Source organism: Agrobacterium fabrum str. C58, assembly GCF_000092025.1.
Taxonomy (GTDB): domain Bacteria; phylum Pseudomonadota; class Alphaproteobacteria; order Rhizobiales; family Rhizobiaceae; genus Agrobacterium; species Agrobacterium fabrum.
Map to the genome: position 1 here is coordinate 431,194 of NC_003064.2, position 12,102 is coordinate 443,295.

The window sequence follows — 12,102 nt, forward strand, 5'->3', positions numbered from 1 at the left end:
CGTAATTGATACCAGATATATAACGTATATCATGGCGAGACCATCAATTGAAAGGATTTACGATGGCTCAAATGAGTAGCAAGGTTGCCCTGGTCGTCGGGGGTGCCAAGGGTATCGGCTTGGCAATTGCAGAGCGGCTTTCAGAGGAAGGGGCGAAGGTCTTCATCACCAGTCGTCGAAGCGAAGATGCCGAAAAGGCAGCAACGGCTATTGGTCATGGCGCGATCGGTATCGCCGCCGATGCCGCGATCCCCGAAGATATGGTGGCGACTGTCGAAAAAGTGCGAAAGGCACACGGCCGTATCGACGCGCTCGTCTTGAATGCGGGTCTTTCTGAGCCTGCGCAGATCGCCGAGATAACTCCTGAACATTTCGACCGCCACTTCGACGTCAACGTCCGCGGGATGGTCTTCGGCTTCCAGGCGGCTCTGCCTGCAATGACGGAAGGCGGGTCAGTCGTCCTTGTCGGATCCATTGCTGATAGTGGCGGCTACGCTTCCTACGGAACCTACGCTGCTACCAAGGCAGCCGTGCGTTCCTATGCCCGAACCTGGACGGCAGAGCTCGCATCCGTCGGCATCCGCGTCAACGTCGTTGCACCCGGCCCTACAGATACAGAAATGATGGCTGCGGTTCAGCCAGACATGCGCGCGGCCATTGTCGCTCCTATCCCGATGGGGCGGATGGCGCGGCCTTCCGAAGTGGCTGCAGCCGCCTTGTTCTTATTGAGCGATGACGCGAGTTACATCGCTGGTGCTGAATTGTGCGTCGACGGCGGCTTGCGGCAGGTCTGAGGTTAAGTCGAAACGATGTACCCGATCTGAGCAGGTCGGGTACAGCAAACGCTCGATGACAGACCGACTTTAATGTGAAGCCGTTCAACATCGAAAAAAGGTACCGAACACCGAGGACGATTATGTTAGCGCCTCGGTTCTCGACCAGCCAGTGCATCTGCCGTGAAACGTCCTCTTCATTCGATGAAGAATGATAATTCGATCAGCGGATGACAGCTATGGGCCGAAGCCCGTCATGCGGACGAAGCGGTCATTCGATGACAGCTCTTCGGAACGTCTGAGGGTAATCAAGCACGAGACCGGCATCATCAACCTCAAGCTCTGCTGTGAAAGCGCGGAACAGGCCCTCATAGCGATAGCGCCGATTTGGCGTCAGGCAAGTGTAGCGCTGTTCTGCCCGCTGGGGCAGAAAATCACCGTCAATCTGATCTGGAAGCGGGACGTAGGCGACCACAATGTCGCTGCTTTCCTGCGCCTGAAGTTTCAGGCGCTTGATTGGAAGCGTGTTGGTCGCAGGTGTGATGCCGATGTCGACGTCGATGCAGCCAGTCAGATTCGGCAAGGGCCTGTTTCTGATCACGTCACGCCAGTTTCCGCGACCATCGGATTCTACGTGCAGGCTTGGGCCGCCGACATATACGACCCGAACCTCGCGCGTCTGAAAGTTGGTGTCGGTGAGAACATAGTAGTAACCGCCATACGCCCCGTGCCGAGTTCCAGCCACAACCCCTTCGAGAACAAGACCATCATCGCTTTCACTGTACAGGCAGTGCTCAAGCCCGTGACCTTCCCAGTCCTTCCACCGAACGACAGCCATCGACGTCCCTTCCGCAAACATGAGCGCAACATGAACATTATGGTGGGGATGAACGACCGTAAAGCGCCGGGAAGCATCTGCCGCTCAGCGCCAAAAGCGGCCGGCAGCCAGATCGGACTGAGCGAGGATGTGTATGGCGTTTGAATTCCATAGTGCGGTGGGCGTGCGGCTTTATGGTCCCGTGCGGAGTAAACCCATATCGATAAATAGCTGTAGAGTCTGAGTGCGCGTAAATCATATAAAAAATTGAAACAATTAGAGCTGAAACCCCATCGCTCTCGGCAATTTACATCACAGCAAAACTCAACATGTGCATCCCCAGAAACCAGCAAAAGCCCCAAGCAGGAAAGCTCGGGGCAGGTTCTGTTGTCGTTCACACTTGTGCGGCTCCCCCATCAACGAACATCTCGCTTTCTGTCACCGTCGGCACAAGATGCCGAGCGGCTCAACACGGTCCTGCTCGAGGGCGCAAAAGATACCGCGAAGAAATTGAACTTCCGTTTGGAGAACAGGTCGTCCTTCACTCCGAAAGCCAGGCGGTTAATTTGCTTCATATGATGCCGAGAGTTCGAGTCCGCTCAAGAGCTTAATTGGACACATTCATTGCGGCTCGCAAGGCATCGTTGATGCGATCTTGCCAGCCTGGACCGTCCGCCTGAAAATGCGAGAGGACATCGCTGTCGATCTTCAATGATACGAGCTCCTTGGTGTTGGGGATTGCAGGCCGTTCAACGGCTGGCGCTGCGACCTTCTTTGCCGGTTTGAACAGCGCCTCAGCTGCGTCTTTAGGATTGGACGGTCGTCGGGGTGTTGTCATGGCCAATTCCTCTTGTGTCGTGCGCTTGAATTGCGCAGTCGATCGGTTCGATGTCCTTCGTCTTAAAGGGCTTTTATTTCACGTCCAATAACCAAGGACGTGATCGTAAATATTCGCCGAGATAACCCCGTAGATCGGCGGTGACCTCGCCGTCGTCGCAATTGTGGACAAGCGGCGAGGAGAGGTATTGTATGCCTCGCCCAACAACTCGATTGCAATGCAGATTTTCGACCGATTGACGGAGCGCACCGCCGAGGGTCAACTGGTTGAAGGCTTGGCAACGAAGTGGGATCCGTTTCAGAAACGAAATGGCGTCTAGCCTGCGTGAGGGCGTCAAGTCGCACGATGGCCAGCCCTTCACTTCTGATGATGTGATTTTCACGCTTGGTCGTGCTGGCAGCGTGCCGAACAGTCCCGGTGGCTTCGGCGGTTTCATGCGCAATCTTGCAAGCGTCGAGGCGGACGGCAACAGTGCCGTCATCATCAACACAAAGGCACCAGCACCGACGCTTCCGGGCGATCTCGCAAATATTGCCATTGTGTCACGCCACGCGGGCGAGCGGGTAGACACCGCAGACTATAATTCAGGCAAGGCCGCGATTGCCACCGGCGCGTTCCGCCTCACGACATTCAAGCAGGGCATCGAGGTTGGTCTTGAGCGTAATCCGGATTGGTGGGGCAAGAAAGTGACCTGGGAGCACGCGACCTATCGTATGATTTCCAGTGCGAACGCCCGCACAATATTCGGTTGTGATATCAAGCACAGAAATGAGTGCGGCTTATAACAATCAAGATTTGTATTTGATGATAGGCTCAACCAAAAAGTTAATTAAAGTTTAACGGTAAAATAACAAATTTGTTATATAACTTTTATTACAGCGATCTAGCTGACACGCCCCGCGCGCGACCAAGACGATGATTGTCTTGCTCAGTCCCCGCATAAATTTGAGGGGGAGCCCCCGATGTCATTCCTTCAGCATGCCCGTATCCGCACTAAAATCCTTTCCCTGATACTTCCCCTTTGCCTCGTCGGCATTGGCGGTGACATTCTCATCGCGAAGAATTACAGTTCATCTGGCGAGACATACTCGGACTTTATTTCCAACGAAACCGCTGCCGAAATCAATATGGCTATCGCCAGCCAGAGGTTGGTCGCTGTCGTCTACGATGCCTACCAGGTATTTGCCTATGACCCGGGGACAACCGGTCTGATGGCAGCGCAGGAAGATTACAAACAAAGCACGAAACGATTTCTCGACCTTGTCAGCGATTCCAGAGGTTTGCTGCCGAGCGAAGTAAGCAGCTTCGCCGCCTTTGAAACGGACGCAAAGGAAATCTTTAGCATCACAGACAGGGCAATTGAGGCCGGAGCGGCAGACCGTAATACAGAAGCAAAGCAGCTTCTCGCCCAGGCCGATGAGAAGGTCGCGGTGGCGTTGCCGAAAATGCGCGGCTGGATCAACACCTACTCCAAGACTATAGCCGACAAGGCGGCGGCGCTTGGCGTGGAAACGAGAAACACAATCTTCTACAGTCTGGCTGTCGTTGGCACTGTCTTCACTGTGGGCATCGCGCTGACGCTCCTTCTTATCTCACGCGGCATTACGGGTCCAATCGCTGCTCTTCGCGAACGTATGCTGTCGCTCGCTGCAGGTCATAGCGAAGCGCCGGTCAAGGGGGTCGATCGGCGTGACGAAGTTGGAGAGATGGCCAAAGCAGTGGCTGTGTTTCGAGACAACGCTATCGAACGGATGCGACTGGAGCAGGAGGCAGACGCTAACCGGTCGCTATCTGACAAAGAGCGGCTTGAGCGTGAGGCGCAGAAAGCGCGCGAGGCTGCAGATACGCAGTTTGCCGTGGATGGTCTGGCAACTGGACTGGAAGAGCTGTCCCGGGGCAATGTCGCCTATCGCATAAACGTACCCTTCGTGACACAGCTAGATCGGCTGCGAGAGAATTTCAACGCTTCGCTCGCAAAGCTTGAAGACACGCTGCTTCAGGTGGGTCAGAATGCTCACGGGATCGACGCCGGCGCCAACGAAATTCGCGCCGCAGCTGACGATCTATCAAAACGAACGGAGCAGCAGGCCGCATCCGTGGAAGAAACGGCTGCCGCTCTCGAACAGATTACTACAGCGGTAAAAGACTCCGCACGGCGCGCAGAAGAGGCTGGCGCTCTGGTGGCGCGCGCTCGACAGGGAGCCGAACAATCGGGTCAGGTCGTTCGCAATGCTGTTGCCGCCATGCAGGCGATCGAGAAGTCGTCCACGGAGATCAGCAACATCATCGGCGTGATTGATGAGATTGCGTTCCAGACGAACCTCCTGGCGCTGAACGCCGGTGTCGAGGCAGCTCGAGCCGGCGAAGCAGGGAAGGGCTTTGCGGTGGTCGCTCAGGAAGTGCGCGAGCTTGCCCAACGCTCGGCTATTGCCGCAAAAGAAATCAAGACACTTATACAGGGCTCCGGTGGCCATGTGCAGGCTGGCGTCAACCTGGTGGGAGATGCAGGCAGGTCGTTGGAAAACATCTCGGCGGAAGTTCAGGAAATTAACCGGCACGTCAGCGCGATCGTTGAAGCGGCCCGAGAACAGTCGATTGGTCTCCAGGAGATCAATACCGCCGTAAACGCGATGGATCAGGGCACACAGCAGAATGCGGCGATGGTCGAGCAATCGACTGCCGCCAGCCACAATCTTGCAAAAGAGGCGGCTTCGCTCACGGCGCAGCTTTCGCAATTTAATCTGACCGGGATGGCGTCGGCGCAATCTGCTGCGCTCCGCAAGTCGGCACATGCAATGGCCGCGGTGGCAACCCAGTCCTCTGATGTCGCTGTCGGCAGGCCGAAGGCACGAAGGGTCGCAGGAGCTTTCGGCGCTACACAAGGTAGCTGGGAGGAATTCTGACGAACCTGCTCCGGAGCCTTCATGCTCCGGAGCAACCCGCTTCCTTCAGGAAGCAGACTTTGGTCCCTTACCGGATCAGGTGCTCGGAACTACCCGATCTATCCGGTGCGGCTATCGATCCAAGCACGCGTCTGTATGAGAACTTCGTCAGACAATTCAGGGTCGTCGACCGCCCTCGCGAGGATGACTGCCCCCACCATTGCCGCCCAGCTTCCGATCGCTGTACGGCGCCCGTCGGCTGGGTCCTGCGCCGGGAGTGCTTTCTCAATCCGCGCGATCTGTGCGCGCAGACCTTCGGCCATGGCGGCTTTCGCTGCGGGCGTCTGGTGACGAATGGCGGCGGCCAGACCTGCCGTCGGGCAGCCATTGCCCGGATTGTCGCGGTGGCGAGGCGCGAGATAGGATCGGACAAAATCGCTGAACTCGCCATCTCCGTCACTGTCCGCCGCAAGTGCGTGCGCCAGCGTCTGCGCCACCAGATCGTCCTTTGAGGTGAAGTGCCCGTAGAACCCGCCATGGGTCATGCCGGCCGCCTTCATCACTTCAGCGACGCTGACCGCCTCGAACCCCTTGTCTTTAAACAACCGGCTGGCGACGTCCAGGATCCGGCGTCTGTTCTCGGCCATCTGTTCTCGGCTGACCTTCATTTTCAAAATTCTCCGCAACGCCCGTTGACTTTTATATGACGATCATCATATTTAAATCAATCATGATGATCGTCATGAATATAGGTTCAAGCAGAGAAAAGAGCAATCCGATGAGCCAAATTTCCGCAGTCCTGATTACCGGCGCCTCCACGGGCATTGGCGCCACCTATGCCGAGCGGTTCGCCCGACGCGGACATGATCTCGTGTTGGTCGCCCGAGACATGGCGCGCATGGAGGCGCTCGCGAGTCGTCTGAGCCAGGAAACCGGTGTAAGGATCGATATTCTACCGGCCGATCTCACCCAGGCGACGGATCTTGTAAAGGTCGAAACCAGGCTGCGTGACGATGAGCGCATTGGCATTCTCGTCAACAATGCAGGAACGGCCATCGGCGGAACCTTTGTCGACCAGAGCGTCGATGACATGACCAGGCTCGTTGCGCTCAACGCGACCGCGCTCGTCCGGCTTGCCGGTGCCATTGCTCCGCGTCTTGCCAAGGCCGGCGAGGGAGCAATCGTCAATATCGGTTCGGTCGTTGGCCTCGCGCCCGAGTTCGGCATGACGGTTTACGGCGCGACCAAGGCTTTTGTTCTGTTCCTGTCGCAGGGGCTTGCGCACGAACTCGGACCGAAGGGCGTCTACGTCCAGGCTGTGCTTCCCGCGACGACCCGGACCGAGATATGGGATCACGTCGGTGCCGACGTCAACACCCTGAACAACGTCATGGAAGTAGGCGATCTCGTGGATGCGGCCCTGGTCGGGTTCGACCGCCGCGAGCCGGTCACCATCCCGCCGCTTCCGGACGCCGGCCAGTGGGAGGCATTCGATCTCGCCCGGAAGACCATGATGGCCAACTTCGGCAATGCACTGCCTGGCGAACGTTACCGCAACCGTGCCTGAAGAGCGCGAATGCGTCCCGATAGATGGCCGCTTCTGCGGCAACAGTATAGGTAAATCATGACTGACAAGACACTTTTCGAACCCTACGCCCTCGGCGCTATCAGCCTTTCAAACCGGATCGTCATGGCCCCGCTCACCCGCAACCGGGCAGGGGCGGGTTTCGTGCCCGGCGATCTGACCGCCGAGTATTACACCCAGCGCGCTTCCGCAGGGCTGATCATCTCCGAAGCCACCCAGATTTCGCAGCAGGGACAAGGCTATCAGGACACACCCGGCATCTACACCCGGGCGCAGATCGACGGCTGGCGCAAGGTGACCGCAGCCGTGCACGAAAAAGGCGGACGCATCGTGCTGCAGCTGTGGCATGTTGGCCGCATCAGCCATATCGACCTCCAGCCCAATGGTGGCCAGCCAGTCGCGCCGTCCGCCATTCGCGCCGCGACCAAGACCTTTGTCAACAATGCCTTCGTCGATGTATCCGAGCCCCGTGCACTCGAGATTGAGGAACTCGCCGGCATCGTCAACGACTTCCGCAAGGCTGCCGCCAATGCCATCGATGCCGGTTTCGATGGGGTCGAAATTCACGGGGCGAATGGCTATCTCCTGGAGCAGTTTGCCAAGGACGGTGCAAATGTCCGCACCGATGCCTATGGTGGCTCCGTGGAAAACCGCGCGCGTCTGATGCTGGAAGTCACCGCTGCGGTGGCGCAGGAAATCGGGCCTGCGCGCACTGGTATCAGGATCTCGCCAGTCTCGCCCGCCAACGGTATCTCCTGTAGCGATGCCCAGGCGCAGTATGACTATATCGTCGATCAGCTCGATGCGCTCGGCGTCGCCTATATCCATGTCGTTGAAGGTGCGACGGGCGGCCCGCGCGACGTCGCACCCTTCGATTATGGATCGTTGCGCCGCCGCTTCTCCAAGACCTATATAGCCAATAATGGCTACGATCTTGAGCTGGCAGCGACGCATATAGCCGAGGGCAAGGCGGATCTCATCGCTTTCGGTCGTCCGTTCATTGCCAATCCGGATTTGGTGAAACGGTTGCAGAGCGGCGCTCCGCTGGCTGAGATCGATCCTGCCACCATCTATGGCGGCGGTGCTGAGGGCTACACGGATTATCCCCGCTTCAACGAGGCTTCCGGCAGTTGAACAGTCACGGGCCGTGCCTCGGTGCGGCCCACAATAGTCGAGTGATCATCAATCCCTGAAATTTCCAAGGCAGCGCGGCCGGATACCGCATGCCAGATCGAGAAAACAGCTATGGCGACCCTCGCATCAAATGGACAGACGTCTGCACCCGCGACCGACGCATCCATGACGACGACATCTACGAATTTCTACCGCGACGCGCCCAACCGCTTTGTTACGGCAGGCAACATCCGCTTTGCCTATCGCGAGCTTGGTCCTCACGGCGGCACCCCGCTAGTCCTGCTCAATCACTGGGGCGCGGTGCTGGACAACTTCGACCCCCGGATTGTCGACGGACTCGCATCCTCGCATCATATCGTTGTACTCGACTATAGGGGGATCGGCCTTTCCGGCGGAACGGCCCCCGTGACTATCGATGAAATGGCCCGCGACGTGATCGCCGTTATCGGCAAGCTGGGCTTCTCCACCGTTGATCTGATGGGTTTTTCGCTGGGCGGCTTCGTGGCCCAGGATATTGCACTGAAAACCCCCGACCTGGTGCGCAAGCTGATCCTGACGGGTACGGGCCCTGCGGGAGGTGCAGGTATTGAGCGGGTCGGAGCCGTCTCCTGGCCATTGATTCTGAAGGGCATTTTGACGCTTCGTGATCCAAAGACCTACCTGTTTTTCACCTCGACTACCAACGGTCGCCGGGCAGCGAAGGACTTCCTCGCGCGCCTGAAAGAGCGCAAGATGGGGCGCGACAAAGGAGCGACACCGTACGCATTCCTGCGCCAGCTTGCGGCGATCAAGGCCTGGGGTCGTCAGGCACCTCAGGATCTGGGGCGCATCCACATTCCCGTCCTCGTTGCCAACGGGGACAATGACATCATGGTGCCGACATCTAATAGCCGCGATATCGCCCGGCGCATCCCGAATGCCGAGCTGGTGATCTACGAGGATGCGGGCCATGGCGGGATCTTCCAATACCATGCCGAGTTTGTGCCGAAAGCCCTGGCTTTCCTCGCTACCTGACCTGATAAACGTTTCACACTGGAGAAAGCCCGTGAAAGCCTTCGTCGTCGACAAGTACAAGAAGAAGGGCCCGCTGCGTCTGGCCGACATGCCCAATCCGGTCATCGGCGCCAATGATGTGCTGGTTCGCATCCATGCCACTGCCATCAATCTTCTCGACTCCAAGGTGCGCGACGGGGAATTCAAGCTGTTCCTGCCCTATCGTCCTCCCTTCATTCTCGGTCATGATCTGGCCGGAACGGTCATCCGCGTCGGCGCGAATGTACGGCAGTTCAAGACAGGCGACGAGGTTTTCGCTCGCCCGCGTGATCACCGGGTCGGAACCTTCGCAGAAATGATTGCGGTCGATGCCGCAGACCTTGCGCTGAAGCCAACGAGCCTGTCCATGGAGCAGGCAGCGTCGATCCCGCTCGTCGGACTGACTGCCTGGCAGGCGCTTATCGAGGTTGGCAAGGTCAAGTCCGGCCAGAAGGTTTTCATCCAGGCCGGTTCCGGCGGTGTCGGCACCTTCGCCATCCAGCTTGCCAAGCATCTCGGCGCTACCGTGGCCACGACCACCAGCGCCGCGAATGCCGAACTGGTCAAAAGCCTCGGCGCAGATGTGGTGATCGACTACAAGACGCAGGACTTCGAACAGGTGCTGTCCGGCTACGATCTCGTCCTGAACAGCCAGGATGCCAAGACGCTGGAAAAGTCGTTGAACGTGCTGAGACCGGGCGGAAAGCTCATTTCGATCTCCGGTCCGCCGGATGTTGCCTTTGCCAGATCGTTGAAACTGAATCCGCTCCTGCGTTTTGTCGTCAGAATGCTGAGCCGTGGTGTCCTGAAAAAGGCAAGCAGACGCGGTGTCGATTACTCTTTCCTGTTCATGCGCGCCGAAGGTCAGCAATTGCATGAGATCGCCGAACTGATCGATGCCGGCACCATCCGTCCGGTCGTCGACAAGGTGTTTCAATTTGCGCAGACGCCCGACGCCCTGGCCTATGTCGAGACCGGACGGGCAAGGGGCAAGGTTGTGGTTACATACGCATCCTAGCCACACGGAATGTCGGCCACAAATACGGGATTACGCCTACGATAAAGTGGCGCGAGACCCACCTTGGTCGCGATGCAGTGATCCGGGACGCCTATAGGCGCAACAGGTTGTGCCGCCCGACGCAAAGCTCGGCTGAGACAGTCATATGGATCACTTCACTAGAATGAATCGGTTGGAGCCGACCGATTCATAAGTTGCGTTGGACGGATGCTACGGAATTTCGGATTCTGTCGGCATGATTACACAGCCTTATCGCCTTTACGTCGAGCGCACGGACTGCAAGAAAAATATGGCCCGCTATTATGCCATGGAAATCACGACAACACTGTTCGGAGACGCCTGCCTTACCCGCTCATGGGGACGTATCGGGAAGCGAGGGCAGAGCAAAATGCATCACTTCGAGCGCGAAGAAGAAGCAGTTGATCTTTTTCTTACGTTAACCCGGCAAAAACGTTCGAGAGGCTATCGCCCTGCAACTGGTCGCGACCGAGGTTGATATCGCGGACGAACCAAAATCTCTACCGCTGCTTTCCCAAATAGCTGCCCGGAGGCCAAGAGCCGGCTCGTCCTTTAGCTCTGCTGCAATTTAAGCGCAGTCCGGAAGCGAAACGTACCGCGATTACTGATCAGTATCGTCGCGTCTTAAAGACCTGCAAATTTTTTCCAGCACACCCTTGAATCTGGAATTCCCAAAACCAAATCGATATCCGCCAGCCGCTGAGGTCAGGGGCTGGCCTTGTTGGACGCGCCGTCTTTCAGCGCTCCGTACCCATGTTGCTTCAAGGAGGATATGGCTATGGCAACATCCTATGACTATGCACCGCTGTTTCGAAACAGCATCGGTTTCGATCGGGCGCTCAATCTTCTCGAAAACGCACAGCGTGCCCGCTCGATCAGCGACTGGCCGCCCTATGACATCATCAAGACCGGCGATGACAGCTATAGGATCGCTATCGCGGTGGCGGGTTTTGCACTGGACGATCTGGACATAACATTCCAATCCAACCTTCTGACCGTGACTGGCCAGAAGCATGAGGCGTCTACTGAAGCCTATCTCCACCGCGGCATCGCCGCGCGATCGTTTGAACACCGCTTCGAACTTGCCGACCATGTCAGGGTAAGCGCAGCGGAGCTAAAAAACGGTCTCCTCTCCGTAAATCTCGTTCGCGAGGTTCCGGAAGAAATGAGACCACGAAAAATCGCCATCGAGACTGCGCTGAAGCTTGAGCCTTCAACTCCTGCGGAGCGGATCGAAGAAAAGAAGGCTGCATAACAGAAACAAGGGCGCCGTTGCTGCGACGCCCGTCAACATTGCGGGTTGGGAAGGAGAAAGCAATGAAACCCGATATGTTCAAAGAGCCTGTGTCTATTCTTGTCGGCCTGGGCTTTCCAGCCGAGATGCGCAGTGCGATGGATGCCTACAGGTATCTTAGCGAATGGCCGGCTGACCTTAGAGATAACGCGCATTCGGTCGCGCTTAAGGCATGCGGCGCAGCGTTGCGCGGTGAAATCGAAGCAGACACTGCCCGCGGCCTGTTTTTTGCCTTCGCTGAAAAGAACGATCTGTTGGCGCCGGAAACGAACTTCATCGTCTCGTCGCGCGCGCGCCGGGACAAGGATCCGCGCGTGTCTTGAGGCAAATTGACGAAGGGCAATATGTGGGAGCGGGCTGCTAGAGATCAGCCCGCGGTTCCAATGCCGAACGAGCTACTTTTTCGCCGGTCAATTGGTGTCGCGGGATCGCTCTTACTGACTGTACAAAATAAACGAGCGTGTTTCTTTGGCGCGAGACTTTTACACGACCGGTTGGGGCCGTGAGTTCGTGCGCGCGCCGGCGATCCCAGACGTTACTGCCCCGTCGTGACATCGATTATGATGCTCCGCTGTCACGCCCACCGCCAGTGGGGCTGCTGCCGCCGCCGCCATCTTTCGTTTCAACCATCATCGATCTCTCCGGCCCGGAAAACTACATTGCGTGAGGCCGCGCCGGGCCTGCATCACTGACAGTTCACTGACGAAAATA

The 12,102-nt window shown here is 57.5% G+C and carries 13 protein-coding genes; 10 read left to right on the plus strand and 3 right to left on the minus strand.

Annotated features, from left to right (window positions below; translation table 11 throughout):
- Positions 1 to 62 precede the first annotated feature (62 nt).
- Positions 63 to 794, plus strand: a complete 732-nt coding sequence (locus ATU_RS25975) for an SDR family NAD(P)-dependent oxidoreductase (protein WP_006315822.1) — start codon at positions 63 to 65, stop codon at positions 792 to 794.
- A gap of 250 nt (positions 795 to 1,044) precedes the next feature.
- On the opposite strand, the gene ATU_RS25980 is transcribed toward ATU_RS25975, so the two are convergent.
- Both ATU_RS25980 and ATU_RS25985 read right to left on the minus strand, forming a co-directional pair.
- Positions 1,045 to 1,632, minus strand: a complete 588-nt coding sequence (locus ATU_RS25980; RefSeq protein WP_334314151.1) for a putative glycolipid-binding domain-containing protein — start codon at positions 1,630 to 1,632, stop codon at positions 1,045 to 1,047.
- A 565-nt stretch (positions 1,633 to 2,197) separates the two neighbouring features.
- Positions 2,198 to 2,428, minus strand: a complete 231-nt coding sequence (locus ATU_RS25985; RefSeq protein ID WP_006315820.1) for a BrnA antitoxin family protein — start codon at positions 2,426 to 2,428, stop codon at positions 2,198 to 2,200.
- Positions 2,429 to 2,736: 308 nt separating this feature from the next.
- On the opposite strand from ATU_RS25985, the gene ATU_RS25990 reads away from it, so the two are divergent.
- Complete coding sequence (locus ATU_RS25990) at positions 2,737 to 3,213, plus strand: ABC transporter substrate-binding protein (RefSeq protein ID WP_046033446.1); 477 nt, start codon at positions 2,737 to 2,739, stop codon at positions 3,211 to 3,213.
- Between the two features lie 177 nt (positions 3,214 to 3,390).
- Entirely contained in the window at positions 3,391 to 5,331 is a 1,941-nt protein-coding gene (locus ATU_RS25995) for a methyl-accepting chemotaxis protein (RefSeq protein WP_006315817.1), read from the plus strand.
- Between the two features lie 98 nt (positions 5,332 to 5,429).
- Here ATU_RS25995 and ATU_RS26000 read toward each other — a convergent pair whose 3' ends face one another.
- Entirely contained in the window at positions 5,430 to 5,978 is a 549-nt protein-coding gene (locus ATU_RS26000) for a TetR/AcrR family transcriptional regulator (RefSeq protein WP_010974682.1), read from the minus strand.
- 110 nt (positions 5,979 to 6,088) lie between these two features.
- Between ATU_RS26000 and ATU_RS26005 the strand changes: the two genes are divergently transcribed.
- The 7 genes from ATU_RS26005 (at position 6,089) to ATU_RS26035 (ending at position 11,714) form a co-directional block, all read left to right on the plus strand.
- Positions 6,089 to 6,877 (plus strand): SDR family NAD(P)-dependent oxidoreductase, encoded by a 789-nt coding sequence (locus ATU_RS26005; protein ID WP_010974683.1) that lies wholly within the window; start codon positions 6,089 to 6,091, stop codon positions 6,875 to 6,877.
- A gap of 57 nt (positions 6,878 to 6,934) precedes the next feature.
- Positions 6,935 to 8,029 (plus strand): alkene reductase, encoded by a 1,095-nt coding sequence (locus ATU_RS26010; RefSeq protein WP_006315813.1) that lies wholly within the window; start codon positions 6,935 to 6,937, stop codon positions 8,027 to 8,029.
- 111 nt (positions 8,030 to 8,140) lie between these two features.
- Positions 8,141 to 9,043, plus strand: coding sequence for an alpha/beta fold hydrolase (locus tag ATU_RS26015; protein WP_010974684.1), 903 nt, complete (start codon positions 8,141 to 8,143; stop codon positions 9,041 to 9,043).
- 31 nt (positions 9,044 to 9,074) lie between these two features.
- A complete protein-coding gene (locus ATU_RS26020) occupies positions 9,075 to 10,079 on the plus strand; it encodes an NADP-dependent oxidoreductase (RefSeq protein ID WP_010974685.1) in 1,005 nt (334 codons plus the stop codon).
- 235 nt (positions 10,080 to 10,314) lie between these two features.
- The gene (locus ATU_RS26025) at positions 10,315 to 10,575 is read left to right on the plus strand and encodes a WGR domain-containing protein (protein ID WP_010974686.1); all 261 of its coding nucleotides are present in this window, start codon (positions 10,315 to 10,317) and stop codon (positions 10,573 to 10,575) included.
- Between the two features lie 300 nt (positions 10,576 to 10,875).
- Entirely contained in the window at positions 10,876 to 11,352 is a 477-nt protein-coding gene (locus ATU_RS26030) for an Hsp20 family protein (RefSeq protein ID WP_006315810.1), read from the plus strand.
- 62 nt (positions 11,353 to 11,414) lie between these two features.
- The gene (locus ATU_RS26035) at positions 11,415 to 11,714 is read left to right on the plus strand and encodes a DUF982 domain-containing protein (RefSeq protein ID WP_010974687.1); all 300 of its coding nucleotides are present in this window, start codon (positions 11,415 to 11,417) and stop codon (positions 11,712 to 11,714) included.
- Positions 11,715 to 12,102: the final 388 nt, after the last annotated feature.